Genomic DNA, 19,779 nt, shown 5'->3' on the forward strand with positions numbered 1-19,779 from the left:
CCTGATTCTGCAAGGATGTACTATGACGGTTCCTACCTATGACAAATTTATTGAACCTGTTCTGCGTTATCTGGCGACAAAACCGGAAGGTGCAGCCGCGCGTGATGTTCATGAGGCTGCCGCGGATGCATTAGGACTGGATGACAGCCAGCGAGCGAAAGTCATTACCAGCGGACAACTTGTTTATAAAAATCGTGCAGGCTGGGCGCATGACCGTTTAAAACGTGCCGGGTTGTCGCAAAGTTTGTCGCGTGGCAAATGGTGCCTGACTCCTGCTGGTTTTGACTGGGTTGCATCTCATCCCCAGCCAATGACGGAGCAGGAGACGACCCATCTGGCCTTCGATTTTGTGAATGTCAAACTCAAGTCACGGCCGGATGCCGTCGATTTAGATCCGAAAGCCGACACTCCCGATCATGAAGAACTTGCAAAGAGCAGCCCGGACGATCGGTTAGATCAGGCACTAAAAGAGCTTCGTGATGCGGTGGCTGATGAGGTTCTGGAAAACTTATTGCAGGTTTCTCCTTCGCGCTTTGAAGTCATTGTTCTGGATGTTTTGCATCGCCTGGGGTATGGCGGCCACCGTGATGATTTGCAGCGTGTTGGCGGTACTGGAGATGGTGGCATCGATGGTGTGATATCGCTTGATAAACTTGGCCTGGAGAAAGTTTATGTTCAGGCAAAACGTTGGCAGAACACTGTAGGCAGGCCAGAATTACAGGCATTTTACGGCGCACTGGCTGGGCAAAAGGCGAAACGTGGGGTGTTTATTACCACTTCTGGATTTACGTCTCAGGCGCGTGACTTTGCTCAATCCGTCGAGGGAATGGTGCTGGTTGATGGGGAACGCCTGGTGCACTTAATGATCGAAAACGAAGTAGGGGTTTCTTCACGTTTGTTGAAGGTGCCGAAACTGGATATGGACTATTTTGAGTGAAATATCAGGCCGGATGCGCCTTATCCGGCCAATAACCCCTTACTTCCTCAACCCCGCAAACGCCGCCCTTATCTCTTCCTCCGGCAGCTGAATCCCGATAAACACCATTGTGCTATGCGGTTTTTCATCGCCCCACGGGCGGTCCCAGTCGGCGCTGTAGAGGCGTTGGACGCCCTGGAACAGCAGGCGGTTAGGTTCGCCGTCAATCCACAGCATTCCTTTGTAACGCAGCAGTTTATCCGCCGATTCCAGCAGCAGGTTTTCCATCACGCGGGAAACTTCGCTGATATCTACCGGGTAATCCAGTTCTACCACAATCGATGAAATATCGTTTTGTTTATCCGCGATAAAGTGGAAACGTGGTTTGGTGCTGACAACGTTTTCTTCCAGCATAAAACCGTTGGTGTTGAACAGCAGGCCCAGGTCGATGTCTCCGTGGGTGACGGTGTAGACCGGTGCGCGGGCGTTGATGCGCGCCAGGCGTTCACGCAGTTTTTCTGCTTCGCCTGCGACGTCGGTTTTGGTCAGCAGAATACGGTCGGCGTAGCCAACCTGTGACTGGGCGATGGTGAACTGGTTCATCTGCTCATCGGCATGTACCGCATCCACCAGCGCAATCACGCCGTCCAGCAGGTAGCGCTGGCATAAAATCTCATGGGAGAAAAAGGTCTGAATAATCGGGCCGGGATCGGCCATGCCGGTGCATTCAATGACCAGACGATCGAACTGAATATTGCCCTTGTCGAGATTATCCAGCAGGTCGAGTAGCGCGTCCTCCAGCTCGTTGGAGCGCGAACAGCAGATGCAGCCGTTGGTCAGCGTTTTGATCTGCGTGGCGCGGTCGCCAATCAGTTGATCATCAACGGAGACTTCGCCGAATTCGTTTTCAATCACGGCAATTTTGTAGCCGTGTTGTTCGTTAAGAATATGGCGCAGCAGGGTGGTTTTTCCCGCGCCTAAAAAACCGGTGAGTAGGGTAACTGCAATCGGGTTCATGCTCTCTCCATTAACAACAGCGCATACCGCCTTTACCATCGCCGCCGTAGCGCGCGTTCTGGCGTTCGCGGAAGAATTCTTCATAGCTCATGTACGGCTTGTCGGTATGGTTGGTCTTCATATGCTCGACGTAGTTGTCGTAGTCTGGAATGCCAATCAACATCTTCGCCGCCTGGCCGAGATATTTTTTTGCCTGTCCTAAGTTACCAAACATAGTTCACTCTGATAAGAACAAAGCCCCGCCGAAGCGGGGCTAAACACGGTTAGTGGTGCGAAGAGATCTTCACGCCGCCTTCCGGGATTGGAACGTACGGTGTTTCTTTGTCAGTACGTTTGTCGCTGTTACGCACCGCAAGCCAGGTTTTGAAACCGTAGAAGATGATGCTGTACACCACAATCAGGAACAGAATACTCAGGCCTGCGTTGGTGTAGTTGTTCACAACGATGTGGTTCATGTTGGCAATCTGCTGCGCCGTCAGGTCAGTACCGTTAGCAATCTTCTCTTTGTACTGGCTTGCCATGTAGAAGAAGCCTTCCATCTGCGGGTTGGTGCTGAACAGTTTCAGACCCAGCGCCCAGGTGGTGCAGATAAGCAGCCATACAGCCGGAACAACAGTTACCCAGATGTATTGGGTGCGCTTCATCTTAATCAGCACAACGGTGCCCAGTACCAGCGCTACGGCTGCCAGCATCTGGTTGGAGATACCGAACAGCGGCCACAGGCTCTTAACGCCGCCCAGCGGATCGACCACGCCCTGATACAGCAGGTAGCCCCACAGACCCACACAGCCCGCAGTACCGATGATACCGGCAACCAGAGAGTCGGTTTTTTTCAGGAACGGGATGAAGTTACCCAGCAGGTCTTGCAGCATAAAACGGCCAGAACGGGTACCGGCATCCAGCGCGGTCAGGATGAACAGGGCTTCGAACAGAATACCGAAGTGATACCAGAAGCCCATGTCAGCCATCGGCAGCACTTTGTGGAACACATGAGCGATACCTACCGCCAGTGTCGGCGCACCACCTGCACGGTTCAGGACAGAAGGCTCACCAATGTCTTTCGCGGTTTGCAGGATCTGCTCTGGCGAAATCACGAAGCCCCAGGAGCTGACGGTCGCCGCCGCGTGTGCGGTAACGTCTTTCAGTTGCGCCATGATGATCGGCGCGTTCTCGCCACCCATTTCATGCAGGTTAGGCATGGTGATGCCGAGGCCCGCAGGCGGGGTATTCATCGCGAAGTAAAGACCCGGTTCGATGATGGACGCAGCAACCAGCGCCATAATCGCCACGAAGGACTCCATCAGCATTGCGCCGTAGCCAATGAAACGCGCGTCGGTTTCATTAGCCAGCAGTTTCGGCGTCGTACCGGAAGAGATCAGCGCGTGGAAGCCAGATACCGCACCACAGGCGATGGTGATGAACAGGAACGGGAACAGAGCGCCTTTCCACAGCGGGCCAGTACCGTCAATGTACTGGGTCATCGCAGGCATTTTCAGTTCCGGGTTCAGCACCACGATACCCAGCGCCAGGCCGACGATAACGCCGATTTTCAGGAAGGTTGCCAGATAGTCGCGCGGTGCGAGGATCAGCCACACCGGCAGCAGTGCGGAAACAAACGCATAGCCAATCAGCGCGAAGGTAATGGTGGTGTCTTTAAAGGTCAGTGCCGGACCCCAGTACGGATCGTGAGCAATCACGCCACCGAAGTAGATAGAGGCAACCAGCAGCACGATACCAATGACAGAGACTTCACCCACACGCCCCGGACGGATAAAGCGCATGTAGATACCCATAAACAGCGCAATCGGTACGGTTGAGCAAACGGTGAAGACACCCCACGGACTTTCGGCCAGGGCTTTAACCACAATCAGCGCCAGGACGGCGAGGATGATGATCATGATTAAGAAACAGCCAAACAGCGCGATAGTCCCCGGTACTGGCCCCATCTCTTCTTTGATCATCTCACCGAGAGATGCGCCGTTACGGCGAGAGGAGATAAACAGCACCATAAAGTCCTGTACCGCACCGGCCAGCACTACCCCCGCCAGCAGCCACAGCGTGCCAGGCAGGTAGCCCATCTGCGCGGCGAGAACCGGACCAACCAGCGGACCAGCACCGGCGATAGCGGCGAAGTGGTGACCAAACAACACGTAACGGTTGGTCGGAACGTAGTTCAGACCGTCGTTGTTAATAACCGCAGGCGTCGCGCGCGTGGGGTCGAGTTTCATCACCTTCTGGGCGATGTACAGACTGTAGTAGCGATACGCCACCAGATACACCGACACAGAGGTGACCACGATCCACAGGGCGCTGACGTGCTCCCCCCGACGTAATGCAACTACCGCGAGGCAGAATGCACCGATGATTCCGAGAATCACCCAGGGTATGTGCTTGAATAGTTTTTTCGTATCCATAGTAAAACCTGGCATTTTACTCGTCGTCTTTTGGCTTACAGTTGCGGCAGCTGCGTTCGTTCACCCCTGTCACTTACTGTTGTAAGCTCCCGGGGATTCACTCACTGGCTGCCTTCCTGCAAACCAAAATCCATAGAGTAATTTGTTAATCATAGGCCGAAGCCGTTCTAGGTTTGCGTTGCGTTTGAGGAGGTAAATTGACCGCTATCCTGCAGTGATGTTGCCAGAGTTACGCGCGCGTAAAGTAAGGTAAATAACTGAGTGGTTATATTAGGGACGTAAGCGGTCAGGAATGGCGGTGAGCGGTTGGGCAAGAATTATTCATTAGGTGAATATGTGATTGAGATCACGAATTTTTTTTTGCCTGGATAGATTTCTCGTTTGCGCCTCAATAATTGCCAGATGCGCCACGCTTATCTGGCCTGGATAGATTCTGCAATGTATTGAATTTGTAAGATTTACCAGACCGGATAAGCCATTAACGTCAAATCCTTATCAGGGATTTAATGTGGTGAAGGTGGCTGGTGCGCCAGGGCAATTAACGTTTCGCTGCGAGAGGGGGAAAGGGGTTCTCGCGGTTGCGGTAATGGCCAGCCGTACAACCATCGAGCGGTAGCGGCGCAGGTTCTCCCCTGGCAGGCTCCCATGCCGCAGCGGGTCGTTAATTTGGCCTGCAGCCAGCTTTGTGCTTGCTCTACATCGCTACAGCGAATGTCTTCGCAGCGGCAAAGCAGCGTTTCTGGTGTCGCAACGCGCTTGAGACTTTCGGGCAGGGCAAAGGTTTTATGAAGTGCAAGGGCGAAGCGCTGCCACCCGGCACGTTTTTGTTGCAGAAACCTGGTTTCATGGGCGCGATCGGCCGCACAAAGTCCGGCTATCTCACCTTCTATCAGCGCCAGTTCACTGCCACCAAATCCAGTACATTCACCGGCTGCATAGATGTTTTTAACCGAGGTTCGCTGAAGTTCATCCACCTGCACGGCATCATTGCTGATGACACAATTGAAGAACAACCCTGGTTCAAGATTAGGCACCAGACCATAGCCAATAGCCAATTTGTCGCATGGCAGTGTGATTTCCCTACCATTGTGTCGGAGGGTGACAGCACGCAATGTGGCGTCGCCGTGAGCAGCGATAACCTGGCTTGCACTGAGATAACGACGAGGAAATAGTGTCGCCAGTTGGCGCAGCTTACCCGGCCAACGCCATAGCCCGAGGCCAAAGCGCAATAGCGCTGCGCGTGGGGCTTGTTCCACAATCGCCACCACTTCGCCTCCGGCACGGCGAACGGTGTCAGCAACGGCCAGTAATAGTGGCCCGCTTCCGGCAATAACCACTTTTTGATTCGCCATGTGCAGCCCCTGTTTCACTTGTGCCTGTAACCCACCCGCGCCACTGACACCGGGCAGTGTCCAGCCTGGAAACGGTAATGCAAGTTCACGAGCACCGCAGCAGAGAATCAGCTTATTCCAGCTTACTGTGCCGTAGTCTTCTGCAGTTTCGAACAGTACACAATTTTCGCTACGGCGGGCGATTAACCTCGCTCCGTTGAGCACACGAATCCGCGATTCGTTGGCAACGGCATCGCGGTAATGGCGGGCCAGTGGAGGAAGCTGACTTTGTGGGCCATCGCGCCAGATTTGACCGCCAGGACGCGGATTATCATCAAGAATGATGACCTGCTTATCGCACTTTGCTGCGGCCAGAGCAGCTGATAGCCCCGCCGGGCCTGCACCGAGAATTAAAATGTCACACTGTAAGGTCTGCATATCCGCTCCTTTCAATCTGCATGTCTGGCTGGCAAAGGGTCTGACAACCTGGTACCCGACGACCATTAACGCTCACCCGACACTCCTGGCAAACGCCCATGCCGCAGAAGGGCGTACGTGGTTGCCCGCTCACCGAAAGGCGCGTAATGGGGTTATCAGTTAAGGCCAGTGCCGCCGCTACGCTAATACCCGTCGGGACAAACCAGGGCTGTCCGGCAATAAAAATTCGAATGGTGCCACTCATGCGCTGGCCTCCAGGGAGATAAGTCTGGCGGGTAGCCAGGGGGCAGGAGATACGAGGCTGCGTTCACCCAGCAACTGTGCGGCTAACAGCGACGCGCTGGCGGGGGCAGTGGTCACGCCAAGCCCTTCATGACCAAGAGCCAGCCAGACGCCAGCACGGGAAGGATGCGGGCCGAGAAGGGGATTACCATCCTGCGAGGCGGCGCGAAAACCGCTCCAGCAACGAATAATATTGAGCGTTGCCAGAGACGGCAGAAAGTGTTGCGCTCTGGACAGCATCGCGGACAGGAGTGGAAGGTCCAGTTCGCGATCCTGGTTATCGAACTGACGCGAAGAGCCAACCAGCAGTTGGCCGGTGGGACGAGGCTGCACATTAAAGGCCACTGACGTGCCGCCGCCGTGAGCACTGGCGCCGTAGCCAAGTTCAACCAGTTGGTGATTGACCAGTGGACCATAGCGATCAGTAATCGCCAGTTGGCCTTTCTTCGCGCGCAGCCATGGCTCCTCCAGTAACGTATTGGCTCCCAGACCACTGGCGATGACGATCGCGTCGGCGCGTACCTGGCGACCGCTCTGTAATGTCACTGTTGGTTCTTCCAGACGAATGGCGGGATCAACCAGATGTGTCAGCTTATCGCCCGCATTGGCAATAAACCAACGGGCAACGTTTGGGGCATAGACGATGCCATCGCCCGGCACCCATAACCCGCCGGATAGCCCCGGGCGTAGCATAACTTCTCGCTCGGCCAATTGTGCGGTGCTTTGCATTTCGCTGTTTACTTTCTGCGATGCCAGACGTCGCTGCTTCTCTCGGGCAATTTCCAGTTCTTCTGGTGTTTCCGCCAGCCACAATGTGCCACAGCCGCGCCAGGCACAGCTTTGTGGTAACTGAGGCGTCAACGTGCGCCACAATTCCAGCGACCAGGCAGAGAGCGTCAGTTCTGCGGGATCATCATCCATACAGACCAGATGCCCCATTCCTGCAGCTGTAGCTCCGGCTCGGCCGTCGTCAATTAACGTGACTCTCACCCCACGTTTTGCCAGTTGCCATGCGCAGGCGGCCCCGATGATGCCTGCGCCGATGACAATGACCTCCGTGCTGTTCACAGGCTAATCCCCCAGCAGAAGGGATCGTCCGGATTAAGGAGCAGGCGATTGTCGCCGCATACCCAGGCTTCTCCACGAATGGTGGGGATAATCTTCTCGCCATGGCAGGCATAGTGAGCCGTAAACTGGCTACCAATAATACTAGCCTGGCGCCAGATATCGCCGGGGGCGAGTTTTCCGTCCTCTGCCAGACAGGCCAACTTGGCGCTGGTACCTGTGCCACAGGGAGAACGATCCCACGCTTTGCCAGGGCAAAGGACGAAGCTACGGCTATCCGCCTGATCGTCATCGGCAAAAAGTTCGATATGATCGATAATGCCACCATTTTCACCGACGATACCCGCATTATCGAGTCCTTCCCGTACCGCCCAGGCGTATTCAGTTAACTGCGGGATTTGTTCCGGCACAATATCAAATGGATGATCATTAATAAGAAAAAACCAGTTGCCACCCCAGGCGATATCACCTGTAACTGTACCCACCGCCGTTTCCACACTTACCTGTTTTTGCCAGCGCCAGGCCGGAACGTTTTCAACTGACACACTGCCATCGTCATGCAATGTGGCGTTTACATCTCCAACAGGGGTTTCAATGCGATGAACGCCTGGTTTAATACGATCTAACCAGGCCAGTGAAGCAACAAGCCCGATAGTGCCGTGCCCACACATATTCAGGTATCCAGCATTATTGAAAAAGATGACACCTGCCGTGGCATGAGGGGAAACCGGCTCACACAGTAGCGCGCCGACCAGCACGTCGTTACCGCGTGGCTCAAGAATTATGGCTTTGCGCCAACTGTCAAATTCCCGGGCAAAACGTTCGCGCCGTTCGGCCATGCTGCCGCTACCGAGATCGGGAAAGCCATCAATAATCAACCGGGTCGGCTCGCCTCCGGTATGGGAGTCGATAGCCCTGAGTTCAGTGATTTGGTGAGGAACATGCATGCTTTGGCTCCATGTGGTTAACGAAATGTTTCTAAATGCTGGCGTAATTGCAACTTTATCGCTTGAAGGGTTTCTGCAAGGGAAATGACGAAATCAGCACAGTGAATTATTTCGCGACACCAGGAGCGGTCATACTTTTTTAATATTAATCATCTTGTTAGTGATGTGTTAGACCAAGAACAAGCGTTCGTCAGTAGTGAGAGCAACGGAAAGTGGAAATACACGGAAGGATCGCAAAATGCGCTTTCAGTACTTGTCATGTTAACTAAAGGTTAATAAACATTCATCCTCAATCGCTATGAGGAACAGCTATGTCCAGCATATGTCATCAGACTATTGAGTTTTCCCCTTGTGAAGAAACTGCGCTGGCCGTTGATGAACTTAGTCAAATTTGCGAGGGGCTGGCGCGGCAGCGTCCACAAAATATTCAGGCATTGTTAAATGCACTGGCACTGATTGCGCCACTTCTTAACGCCATTCCTAATGTGGTGTTTTTTATTAAGGATGTGCAGGCCCGTTATCTGTTAGTCAATATGACGTTGGCGCGACGCTGCGGGTTTAAAAACGTGACATCGCTACTGGGGAAGACATCGGCAGATGTTTTCCCTTCTGCACTGGGACGAGGATATACCGAACAGGATCTGCGTGTGCTACGCGAAGGGGTTGCGTTACGTGATCAACTGGAGATGCATCTCTATAACGGGCGCGAACGCGGCTGGTGCCTGACGCAGAAACTGGCACTGCGCGATATGCAGGGGCGTGTGATTGGAATGGCGGGGATCTCACATGATCTCCAGAAAGCACATGCGCGTCATCCTGCCTGGCAACGTCTGGCGATCATCGATGAGCACATTCGCAATCACTACCACCGCGCGATCTCTATGGAAGAGTTGACTGAAATGAGCGGAATGTCTGTGGCGCAAATTGAACGCTACTGTAAGCGGATTTTTCACCTGACTCCTCGCCAGATGATCCACAAAGTTCGACTGGAAAAGGCCACTGAGTTGCTTGCAGGAAATACGCCGATTACCGATATCGCTTTGCAGTGTGGTTATACCGACCACAGTGCGTTCAGCCGTCAATTTAAGGCGATGACAGGCTCAACACCGCGTGATTTTCGGATGACGTTGGTCGGGTAGCACGACAAATCGCAACCGGGCATTGTGCTAATTTCGTCATCCTGGGGAAAGAAAATCGACAAGCCGCCAGCGCAAGGAGAGGTCAATCTGTTAATGAGGATTCACTTTTAATTCACATTAACGCAACAGGTTGACAATAAGGAAACCAAAGATGAGCAATAAAGCGATTAACTGGAGTGGCGTTTTTCCGGCGGTTAGCACTCAGTTCCGTAGTGATTACTCACTTGATTTGGATGCCACCCATGCGGTGATGAAAAACCTGGTTAAAGACGGGGTTTCTGGCCTGGTAGTGTGCGGTAGCGTAGGAGAAAACACGTCACTTACCACTCAGGAAAAACTGCAAATCATCGAAGTCGCGAAAGATGCTGCTGGCGGAAAAATTCCGGTGATTGCCGGGGTTGCTGAGTTCACCACCGCCTTTGCCCGGACGATGGCAAAAGAGGCCGAGAAGGTCGGTGTTGATGGCGTTATGGTGATGCCTGCTTTGGTTTACTCGTCTAAGCCTCATGAAACTGCAGCGCACTTCCGCAGTGTGGCAATGGCGACCGACCTGCCGATCATGGTCTATAACAACCCACCGATTTATAAAAACGATGTCACCCCTGATATCCTGGAAACACTCGCTGATTGCGAAAATATTGTCTGCTTTAAAGATTCCTCTGGTGATACTCGTCGTTTTATCGATCTTCGCAATGCGGTAGGAGATCGCTTTGTGCTGTTTGCAGGGCTGGACGATGTCGTGGTTGAGAGCATTGCGGTGGGCGCTGAAGGCTGGATTTCCGGGATGTCAAACGCCTTCCCACGCGAAGGTGAGACGTTGTTCCGTTTGGCAAAACAACAGCGTTTTGACGAGGCTATGGCGCTCTATCGCTGGTTTATGCCACTGCTGCATCTCGATGCGCGCCCTGACCTGGTGCAGTGTATCAAGCTGTGCGAAGCCCTGTTGGGGCGTGGCAGTGAGGTTACTCGCCCGCCGCGTCTGGCGCTGGAAGGTGAAACGCGTGCCCAGGTTGTGGCGATAGTTGAGAAAGCGCTGGCGACTCGCCCTGCGCTGCCGGACGTGGGCCTTTGAGGTGGGGAGAGACTATGACTGAAACTTTCCCTTTCACCGGGCAACAGTTCATCGCCGGGCAACGTGTTGCCAGCGGTGAACCGTCGCTGGTCAGCCTGCGAGCGCAGGATGGCGAACCTACCGGGCAACGTTTTTACCCGGCCTCCGTGGAGGAGGCCGCGCAGGCGGCTATTGCGGCGCAGCAGGCTTTTGTGCGCTATTCACAGACCAGTGCCGGGCAACGTGCCGATTTTTTAGAAACCATCGCCGATGAACTTGATGCGGCAGGCGACGAACTGTTCGCTACGGCACATCAGGAGACGGCGTTACCCCTGGCGCGTTTACAGGGAGAGCGGGCAAGAACCAGCGGGCAGATGCGCATGTTTGCCGGGTTATTACGTCGGGGCGATCTGTTTGAGGTAAGAATTGATACTGCGTTGCCGGAGCGTCAGCCTTTGCCTCGACCGGATTTGCGCCAGTATAAAACGGCTCTCGGGCCGGTGGCGGTATTTGGTGCCAGCAACTTTCCACTCGCTTTTTCTACCGCCGGTGGTGATACAGCAGCGGCACTGGCTGCAGGATGCCCGGTAGTTGTGAAAGCGCATCCTGGGCATATGGCAACGGCAGAAATTATCGCGTCAGCGATCGCTCGTGCCGTGACTAAATGCGCCATGCCCGCAGGCGTATTCAATATGATTTTCGGTACTGATATCGGTGCTGAACTGGTGAAACATCCCGCAATTCAGGCGGTGGGTTTTACCGGCTCATTACGTGGTGGCATGGCACTCTTTCGTTTGGCCCAACAGCGTCCACAGCCGATACCGGTTTTTGCCGAAATGTCGGCTCTCAATCCCTTTTTCATTCTGCCGCAGGCGCTATCAGTACGTGCCGATACGCTGGCCCGCGATTTAGTCGCATCGTTCACGCTGGGATGTGGACAGTTCTGCACTAAACCAGGCCTGATTGTGTTGCTGAAGGGGGAGAAAAACGCGGACTTTTTGCAGCAACTGGTTGAGAAAGTGAATGCCGCTTCACCGCAACTCATGCTGAACGCCTCCACGCTTGAGCACTATCGCCACAGCGTAGAGAAACTGGCAGGACATCCGACAATTCAGTGTTTGGCGGGGGACGATAATCATCAGACCGGACGTGCAGAAGCTCGTCTCTATCAGGCTCAGGTGGCAAGCGTACTTGAAAAAGATCCTCTGTTGCAGGAGGAAGTGTTCGGGCCGCTCGCGATTGTGGTTGAAGCCGCTGATGAAGCGGAGTTGTTGCAGGTGATTAACGCTCTGCAAGGGCAACTTACTGCCACACTTCAGGCGGATGAGGATGACCGGCAACTGGCTGGTCGTTTATTGCCGTTGTTGGCTGATAAAGCCGGACGCGTATTGTTCAATGGCTATCCCACCGGCGTCGAGGTTTGCGATGCCATGGTACACGGTGGTCCGTTCCCGGCAACCACCGACGCGCGCGGCACGTCCGTAGGCACGCTGTCCATTACTCGTTTTCTGCGCCCGGTATGCCTGCAAAATGCACCCGCTGCGCTATTACCGCCTGCGTTGCAGGATAGTAATCCATTAACCCTGCTGCGCCTGGTTAACGGCCAGTGGACCCGGGAAGCCATTTCCTCCTTGTTGACTCATTGAAGGGCATCACTATGACAATTCCTTCTACCCAAAGCACGCAAACCGTCGTTGTTGAGTCGGGGAAGTTTAAAAAGCAGTTAACGCTTACCGACTTGACCTTTATTGGTCTGGGGGCGATTTTTGGTTCTGGCTGGCTGTTTGCTGCCAGCCATGTCGCATCGATCGCTGGCCCAGCCGGGATTGCTTCCTGGGTTATTGGCGGTTTTGCGGTGCTGCTACTGGGGATTATTTACTGCGAACTGGGGGCGGCGCTTCCCCGCGCGGGCGGTATTATTCGTTACCCGGTATTTTCGCACGGCGAATTGATGGGCTATCTGCTGGGCTTTATTACCCTGATTGCCTTCTCCAGCCTGATCTCCATTGAGATTGTAGCCGCACGGCAATATGCTGCCGCCTGGTTTCCGGCGCTGACGCAGACGGGGAGCAGTGACCCGACGCTGTTAGGCTGGGTGGTGCAGTTCTTACTGTTGTGCTTCTTTTTTGCCCTGAACTACTACAGTGTCAAAACGTTCGCCCGCTCGAACAATTTTATTAGTGTGCTGAAGTTTCTGGTGCCGTTGCTGGTGGTAATAACGTTATTTGCCTTCTTCAAACCGGAGAATCTGCATATACAGGGTATGGCTCCATTTGGTATGTCAGGAGTGGAAGCGGCAATTAGCGCGGGTGGGATTATCTTCGCTTACCTTGGGCTGACACCGATTATCTCCGTTGCCAGCGAGGCGCAAAATCCGCAACGTACCATCCCATTTGCGCTGATCCTCTCGGTAATTCTCTCGACCATCATCTACGTTCTGCTGCAGATAGCCTTTTTGGGCAGCATTCCTACTGAATCGCTAAGTGGGGGTTGGGCGGAGATCAGTAAGAACTATTCGCTGCCGTATCGTGATATCGCCATTACCCTTGGGATGGGCTGGCTGGCATTTATGGTGGTATGTGATGCTATTGTGTCTCCCAGCGGCACTGGCAATATTTACATGAATGCGACACCGCGCGTGATCTATGGCTGGGCGAAGGCGGGGACATTCTTTAAAACCTTTACTCATATCGATAAGGAGTCAGGTATTCCACGTCCGGCACTGTGGCTGACGTTTGGTTTATCTATCTTCTGGACGCTGCCGTTCCCGTCGTGGGAGCAATTGATTAGCGTGGTTTCTGCGGCTCTGGTACTGAGCTACGCCATCGCGCCGGTTACAGCTGCCGGGCTGCGTCGTAATGCACCAGATATGCCGCGCCCGTTCCGCGTTCGTGGTTTTGCGGTGCTCGGCCCACTCTCTTTTATGATTTCCGCGCTGATTGTTTTTTGGTCTGGTTGGGGAACGCTTTCCTGGCTACTGGGGCTACAAATCGTAATGTTTGTGGTTTACGTGGTTTGTAAGTCGAAAGTGCCTGTTCAGCATGTCAGCCTGGCGCAGCAGATTAAATCTTCATTGTGGCTTATTGCCTTCTATGCCCTGATTATGCTGTTTTCCTGGTTGGGTAGTTTTGGCGGTAGCGGCATTATAGGTCACCCGTGGGATACTATCGTCGTCGCGCTGATGTCGTTGGGAATTTATTACTGGGGCGCATACACCTGCCTTCCTCGGGCGAACTTTAACGGGGATGAAGAAGAATAAAGGAGTAGAAAATGGATAGAGTAATCCTCTCGTTATCAGAGGCTTACGCACTAGCCTATCATGCGCTCATCAGTAACGGATTTAGTGAGCAACATGCGGTGGTGATTGCGAAAAACGTTACCGCCGGGGAGCGCGACGGTTGTGCCTCGCACGGTTTATGGCGACTGCTGGGGATTGTTGACACGCTGCGAAAAGGGAAAGTCTCTGCCGATGCTCTGCCGACAGTGGAATCTCAGGCTCCGGCAATCGTTAAGGCCGATGCCAAAGGTGGCTATTCGCTGTTGGCTTATCAGCAGGCACTACCGTTACTGATCGAGAAAACGCGTCAGTGCGGGATTGCAGCACTGGCGATTAATCATTGTGTTCACTACTCCGCCTTATTTGCGGATGTTGAACCGCTGACTGAAGCCGGACTGGTGGCGCTGGCGACCACGCCAAGCCATGCCTGGGTTGCGCCGAAAGGGGGGCGCAAACCTCTTTTTGGTACTAACCCAGTCGCGTTTGGTTGGCCGCGCGACAAGCAGCCGCCATTTATTTTTGATATGGCGACCAGTGCGGCGGCACGCGGGGAGATTCAGTTACATCAGCGAGCCGGGAAATCACTTCCTGAAGGTTGGGGGATCGACAGCAATGGCAATGCCACCACCGATCCACAAGCTGTGCTGGACGGAGCAATGTTAACCTTCGGCGGTCATAAAGGTTCGGCACTGGCAGCGATGGTGGAGTTGATTGCGGGGCCACTGATTGGCGATATGACCAGTGCTGAGTCTCTTGCGTGGGATAATGGTGCAGGTGGTTTGCCATATGGTGGAGAGTTGATCCTGGCACTCGATCCGCAGCGTTTTCTTGGTGAGGATGCCGGGAGGCATCTGGCAAGGGCGGAAACACTGTTTAGTCAGATGCAGGCACAGGGCGCGCGCCTGCCAGGAGAACGTCGCTACCAGGCACGATTGCGCAGTGAGCAACAGGGTGTAGAGATCAGCCAATCACTCTATGACGATATTCGATCCTTAAGCAGCTGATAGATACTAAAGGATATACATACAATTAATGGCGGGAAGGATCCCGCCATCTGCGCTATCAAAACAACGTATCCAGCTCTGCCAGTACGTTGTAGTCGTCATCAGTCAATAATAACGTTTTCCATTTGTCGAAGGTCAGGCACGGATGGGAAGTGCCAAACACCAGAATATCCCCCACCTGCACGTCGCTATTAGCTGACAATTGCAACATGCAGTGCTGATCCATAATGCCGACACTGCGAATAGCCTCAGGATCAAACGCCATTGGCTTGCCGTTGCGGTAGTGGGCGACCGGTTGTGGCAGTCCGGCGTCGAAGGCACAATCACGCTTACCAAAATTAACCACTGCACGATCGGCCTCCGGCACCGATTGCACCATGGCGACCAGTTCCAGTGCAGATGTGAGATCGCCTGCCAGATCGCAAGCCACTGGATCACGGGCGATCAATTGCTGTTGCGCGATGTCGTAGATCCCTGCGTCATGGGTGATGTAGCAGCCTGGGCGAATGACGATCCGGCAGTTATCAGGCTTTTCTGCCGCCAGCCAGATATTGCACACTACGTCATACCAGACCGTGCCTGCTCCGGTGAGAATAAACTCGCCATCAACCAGACTTGCCATATCACAAGCCAGTTGTGCGGCATCGCGCAGCAGCGCTTCTACCTGCGGTTGTGGATCGTCACCGTGTAAAACACCTTCATATAACTCCAGCCCGCGCAGACGTAGCCCTGGTAATTGGACCGCTTGTTTAGCCAGTGCCAGTGCGGCATCCGTTGAGCGGCAACCACAGCGCCCGCCGGGAACCCCCAGCTCAATCATCACGTTCAGCGTCTGTTGCTGGCTGGCAAAAAAGACAGACAAAGCGCGGGCGTTCTCAATGCTGTCGATACAGCAGATAAAATCGACTTTCGGGTAATGCCGTTGCAACTGGGCAATCAACTGCATATTCGCCTTGCCGACCAACTGGTTAACCATCAGCACACGCTGAATACCGCTCGCCATTGCCGCACCAGCCTGCCACGCGCTACCGACACCAATTGCCCAGGCACCAGCCGCCTGCTGCGCCTGAAAAATCCACGGCGTCATGGTGGTTTTACCGTGCGGTGCCAGCGAAACGCCGCGCGCGTCAGCATAGCGTTGCATCCACATAATGTTGTTCTCCAGAGCCTGCTTTTTAATGATCGCGGCAGGTAAACAAACATCTTCGGCAAGGATATTTGCGGGCATTTGCATCAGAGCAGATTTATGGGGAACCAGAGGTTCTGAGTGGTATTTCATAACATTTACCTTTTGAGTTTTTCACCGTATCGGATGCGAGTATCATTTGTAACTAAATGAAATATAGGTATTTAGTTTATTTATCTTATGATTTGTGAATAAAAGTATCAGAAAATCATCTGGGTTTTGCGTAGTTTTCCACTGTTTTTCATCCTTGTAAATGGTTAACTTATCACCATTGCAGAAATGGAGTGACGAACATGCAGGTTGACTGGTTATTCAAAAATGTGACGGTTATCGACGGCAGCGGCGGCCCTGAATTTCGCGGTGACGTGGCAATAACAGGTGATCGGATTGTCGATATAGCCCCTGCGCTTAACGTTACGGCGCAGCAGGTCATTGACGGTGAAGGACGGGTGCTGGCACCAGGGTTTATCGACGTTCATACCCATGACGATATCAACGTTATTCGCATCCCGGAATATCTGCCAAAAATCAGCCAGGGGATCACCACCGTGATTGTCGGCAACTGCGGGATCAGTGCAGCGTCGGCGAAAATGAAAGGCGAAGTCCCTGACCCGATGAATCTGTTGGGGGAAGCGGAGCACTTTATTTATCCCACCGTTGAAAGCTATGCCCAGGCAGTGGAAGCAGCCAGACCGTCACTGAACGTAGGCACGCTGATTGGTCATACGGCGCTGCGTAATAATCATATGGACGACCTGTTTCGCCCGGCGACGGCGGATGAAATTGCCGCTATGCGTGCCGACTTACGTCTGGCGTTGAGTCAGGGAGCGCTGGGGTTAAGTTCCGGACTGGCTTATGCCACGGCATTTCAGGCGACTACCGAAGAGGTAATGGCGCTGGCGGAAGAATTAGCCGGTGAGAAGGGGGTTTATACCACTCATCTGCGTTCTGAATTCGAACCGATTCTGGATGCGCTGGATGAGGCGTTTCGTATTGGGCGTCATGGCAAAGTGCCTGTTGTGGTTTCCCACCATAAATGCGCCGGGGCGAAAAACTGGGGGCGGACAAAAGAAACGTTGGCTTTTTTTGACCAAATGCGTCAACACCAGGAAATTGGCTGCGATGTCTACCCTTACTCAGCCAGCTCTTCAACGCTGGATCTCAAACAAGTCACCGACGAATTCGATATTGTGATCACCTGGTCACAAACACATCCGCAGCAGGCCGGGAAAACACTGGCGCAAATCGCCACCGACTGGCAGATGAGTATGCTAGAGGCCGCGAAGCTGCTAATGCCTGCCGGGGCTATCTACTACAACATGGACGAGCGCGACGTCCGCCGAGTGTTGAGTTATCCGGTCAGTATGATTGGCTCTGACGGCCTGCCTAATGATCCCATGCCGCATCCGCGTTTATGGGGCGCTTTCCCTCGTGTGCTGGGTCACTATTGTCGTGATGAAGGCTTATTCCCGCTGACCACGGCTATCCACAAAATGACCGGGCTTTCTGCCAGCCGTTTTTGTCTGCCCCAGCGTGGACTGGTGAAAGTCGGCTATTTTGCGGACCTGGTGTTGTTCGATCCGCAAACCATTCGTGATGTTGCCAGTTTTTCTGATCCCAAACGCCCGGCAGAGGGCATTGAAGCGGTGATGGTAAATGGCGTTATGAGCTATGGTCGCGATAAACACATTACAGGCCGTGCGGGACGTTTCCTGCGCCGCCAGACCTCACATTAAGGAGTGAATATGAGCATTAAACGTTACGGTACGGAAGGTGGAACAGGCACTGGTGGGCAGCATTTGCCGTTTGCCAGGGCGGTTGAGGCGGGCGGCTGGCTGTACGTCTCCGGGCAAACACCCATGAAAAACGGTGAAGTGGTAGAAGGCGGTATCGTTGAACAGTCACGACTGGCGATCCAAAACTGTGTCGACATCATGACCGAAGCCGGTTATAGCCTGGCGGATGTGGTTCACGTGAAAGTGATCCTGACTGACGCCCGCTATTTCCAGTCCTTTAATAAAGTATTCAGAGAATTTTTTGGCGAAAATCCGCCTGCACGTATTTGTTGTGTGGCTGATCTGGTTGTCGATTGTAAAGTCGAAGTCGATGTGACCTGTTATAACGCGACCCGCTAATAAATTTAAGAATTAAAAAAACAGACCACAATTGAGTGCTGAATACATTCAGCACTCCGGGAACTCTTACATTATTTTCTCTCTACTGGCAGGATGTGAATTATGAACAGTCATATCTTTTTAGTCGGCTTTATTATTTATGCCATCGCCATGATTTGGCTTGGTTGGTTTGTTTCTCGTAATCAGAAAAGCGGAGAAGATTTTCTGCTGGGCGGGCGTTCGCTGCCGCTGTTTCTGACGCTGGGCTCAACCGTTGCCACGATGGTCGGCACGGGTTCCAGTATGGGCGCAGTGGGCTTTGGCTACAGTAATGGCTGGGCCGGAATGCTTTATGGCGTCGGTGGGGCCGTAGGTATATTGCTGGTGGCGTGGCTGTTTGCTCCAGTACGTAAATTACGTTTTATGACCATGAGTGAAGAACTCTCTTATTATACTGGCGGGAGTCATTTAATTAAAAATATTGTCGGTCTGATGATATTTATTGCCTCTATTGGCTGGCTGGGCGCGCATATTTTAGGTGGCAGTATGTATCTTGCCTGGGCAACAGGTATTGATCTTACTGTAGCAAAATTAATTATCGCCTTAGCTTTTGCGATTTACGTTATTATCGGCGGTTATTCGGCGGTAGTGTGGACAGACACCATTCAGGCCTTAATTTTGTTCTTTGGTTTTATTTTGATGGCTATTCTTGCCGTTGTTCACGTAGGCGGCTGGAGTGCGATTGAACAGGCGATGGACCCAAAAGCGATGAGCCTGTTTGCGATTGATAAAATGGGCGTGTTACCTGCGCTTTCGCTGGCGCTGGTTATTGGCGTAGGTGTGCTGGCCACACCGTCTTATCGCCAGCGTATTTACTCGGGTAAAGATGTTCCCTCTGTACGCCGTTCGTTTGTTATTACTGGCGTGTTGTATCTGTTCTTCTCGATTCTGCCTGCCATTATCGGCATGGCGGCGTTCACCATGAACCCGAATCTGGAAAACAGTAACTATGCCTTCTTGTTCGCCACCAGTTTTCTGCCGCCATTGCTTGGCCTGGTGGTACTGATTGCCGGGCTTTCAGCCACCATGTCTTCCGCCAGCTCTGATGCCATCGCTGCGGTGGCGATTATGATGCGCGACGTCTACACCATGGTTACCGGCAGAATGCCGCCGGAGAACAAGGCAATCACTTACTCACGCTGGATGCTGACCTTTGTTATTGGCCTGGCGCTGGTCTTTGCTCTGACCTCTAATGACATCATCAGCTACATTACCAAAATGATTTCGATGCTGATGTCCGGGCTGTTTATCTGCTCGATTCTCGGTCGCTTCTGGCTACGTTTTAACTGGCAGGGCGCGCTGGCGGCGTTAGTGAGCGGTATGGTGATGTCAATTGTGGTGCTGATGAATGCCGACTGGCTGGCTTACTGGGGTAACCCGTGTATTCCGTCAGTGCTGGGAAGCCTGGTCGCTGGCGTACTGGTGACGCTGGTAACGCCAGCAAGCGAGATCAGCCGGGAAGAAGCTCTGGCTATTATCACCAATGAGCGTGAAAACCAGAGGGTCGTGATCACCAAACCTGAAGAGGCATAACCAAT

Annotated in this window: 17 protein-coding genes; 9 read left to right on the forward strand and 8 right to left on the reverse strand. The window is 53.3% G+C overall.

The features are described from left to right. The first annotated feature begins 22 nt into the window (after positions 1–22). Entirely contained in the window at positions 23–937 is a 915-nt protein-coding gene (gene mrr, locus D9734_RS00935) for an adenine/cytosine-specific restriction endonuclease Mrr (RefSeq protein WP_130204724.1), read from the forward strand. A 39-nt stretch (positions 938–976) separates the two neighbouring features. On the opposite strand, the gene yjiA is transcribed toward mrr, so the two are convergent. The 7 genes from yjiA to D9734_RS00970 all read right to left on the reverse strand — a co-directional run bounded on the left by yjiA (position 977) and on the right by D9734_RS00970 (position 8,410). Continuing rightward, a complete protein-coding gene (gene yjiA, locus D9734_RS00940; RefSeq protein WP_001297640.1) occupies positions 977–1,933 on the reverse strand; it encodes a GTPase in 957 nt (318 codons plus the stop codon). A gap of 10 nt (positions 1,934–1,943) precedes the next feature. Continuing rightward, positions 1,944–2,147: a YbdD/YjiX family protein gene (locus tag D9734_RS00945; protein ID WP_130204726.1), complete on the reverse strand. Its 204-nt coding sequence runs from the start codon at positions 2,145–2,147 to the stop codon at positions 1,944–1,946. A 49-nt stretch (positions 2,148–2,196) separates the two neighbouring features. Beyond that, positions 2,197–4,347: a pyruvate/proton symporter BtsT gene (btsT, locus tag D9734_RS00950; protein ID WP_109867472.1), complete on the reverse strand. Its 2,151-nt coding sequence runs from the start codon at positions 4,345–4,347 to the stop codon at positions 2,197–2,199. 503 nt (positions 4,348–4,850) lie between these two features. After that, complete coding sequence (locus tag D9734_RS00955) at positions 4,851–6,116, reverse strand: FAD/NAD(P)-binding oxidoreductase (RefSeq protein ID WP_130204728.1); 1,266 nt, start codon at positions 6,114–6,116, stop codon at positions 4,851–4,853. Then, positions 6,097–6,360, reverse strand: coding sequence for a (2Fe-2S)-binding protein (locus D9734_RS00960; protein ID WP_000017085.1), 264 nt, complete (start codon positions 6,358–6,360; stop codon positions 6,097–6,099). Before D9734_RS00960 ends, D9734_RS00955 begins: the two co-directional genes overlap by 20 nt. Next, positions 6,357–7,466: an FAD-dependent oxidoreductase gene (locus D9734_RS00965; protein WP_130204730.1), complete on the reverse strand. Its 1,110-nt coding sequence runs from the start codon at positions 7,464–7,466 to the stop codon at positions 6,357–6,359. The genes D9734_RS00960 and D9734_RS00965 overlap by 4 nt, the downstream gene beginning before the upstream one ends. Then, on the reverse strand, positions 7,463–8,410 hold the full coding sequence (locus D9734_RS00970) for a 4-hydroxyproline epimerase (protein ID WP_130204732.1): 948 nt from the start codon (positions 8,408–8,410) through the stop codon (positions 7,463–7,465). The genes D9734_RS00965 and D9734_RS00970 overlap by 4 nt, the downstream gene beginning before the upstream one ends. A gap of 311 nt (positions 8,411–8,721) precedes the next feature. Between D9734_RS00970 and D9734_RS00975 the strand changes: the two genes are divergently transcribed. The 5 genes from D9734_RS00975 (at position 8,722) to D9734_RS00995 (ending at position 14,881) form a co-directional block, all read left to right on the forward strand. Continuing rightward, positions 8,722–9,549 carry an AraC family transcriptional regulator gene (locus D9734_RS00975; RefSeq protein WP_130204734.1) on the forward strand — a complete coding sequence of 276 codons (828 nt, stop codon included), beginning with the start codon at positions 8,722–8,724 and terminating at the stop codon, positions 9,547–9,549. A gap of 151 nt (positions 9,550–9,700) precedes the next feature. Beyond that, positions 9,701–10,621 carry a dihydrodipicolinate synthase family protein gene (locus D9734_RS00980; protein ID WP_130204736.1) on the forward strand — a complete coding sequence of 307 codons (921 nt, stop codon included), beginning with the start codon at positions 9,701–9,703 and terminating at the stop codon, positions 10,619–10,621. A gap of 14 nt (positions 10,622–10,635) precedes the next feature. Next, positions 10,636–12,246, forward strand: coding sequence for an aldehyde dehydrogenase (NADP(+)) (locus D9734_RS00985; RefSeq protein ID WP_130204738.1), 1,611 nt, complete (start codon positions 10,636–10,638; stop codon positions 12,244–12,246). Positions 12,247–12,257: 11 nt separating this feature from the next. Continuing rightward, positions 12,258–13,859 carry an APC family permease gene (locus D9734_RS00990; RefSeq protein WP_130204740.1) on the forward strand — a complete coding sequence of 534 codons (1,602 nt, stop codon included), beginning with the start codon at positions 12,258–12,260 and terminating at the stop codon, positions 13,857–13,859. Between the two features lie 11 nt (positions 13,860–13,870). Then, positions 13,871–14,881, forward strand: coding sequence for an Ldh family oxidoreductase (locus D9734_RS00995; protein WP_130204742.1), 1,011 nt, complete (start codon positions 13,871–13,873; stop codon positions 14,879–14,881). A gap of 58 nt (positions 14,882–14,939) precedes the next feature. Here D9734_RS00995 and D9734_RS01000 read toward each other — a convergent pair whose 3' ends face one another. Then, positions 14,940–16,160, reverse strand: a complete 1,221-nt coding sequence (locus tag D9734_RS01000) for an amino acid deaminase (RefSeq protein ID WP_130204744.1) — start codon at positions 16,158–16,160, stop codon at positions 14,940–14,942. A 200-nt stretch (positions 16,161–16,360) separates the two neighbouring features. On the opposite strand from D9734_RS01000, the gene D9734_RS01010 reads away from it, so the two are divergent. From D9734_RS01010 to D9734_RS01020, 3 genes are all read left to right on the forward strand, one after another. Then, positions 16,361–17,803 carry a D-aminoacylase gene (locus D9734_RS01010; RefSeq protein WP_130204746.1) on the forward strand — a complete coding sequence of 481 codons (1,443 nt, stop codon included), beginning with the start codon at positions 16,361–16,363 and terminating at the stop codon, positions 17,801–17,803. A gap of 9 nt (positions 17,804–17,812) precedes the next feature. Beyond that, complete coding sequence (locus D9734_RS01015; protein ID WP_000023754.1) at positions 17,813–18,202, forward strand: RidA family protein; 390 nt, start codon at positions 17,813–17,815, stop codon at positions 18,200–18,202. Positions 18,203–18,304: 102 nt separating this feature from the next. Further along, on the forward strand, positions 18,305–19,774 hold the full coding sequence (locus tag D9734_RS01020; protein WP_130204748.1) for a sodium:solute symporter family protein: 1,470 nt from the start codon (positions 18,305–18,307) through the stop codon (positions 19,772–19,774). The last annotated feature ends 5 nt before the right edge of the window (positions 19,775–19,779 follow it).

Origin of the sequence: Escherichia sp. E14S1 (assembly GCF_004211995.1) — a bacterium.
In the GTDB taxonomy this organism is placed as follows: domain Bacteria; phylum Pseudomonadota; class Gammaproteobacteria; order Enterobacterales; family Enterobacteriaceae; genus Escherichia.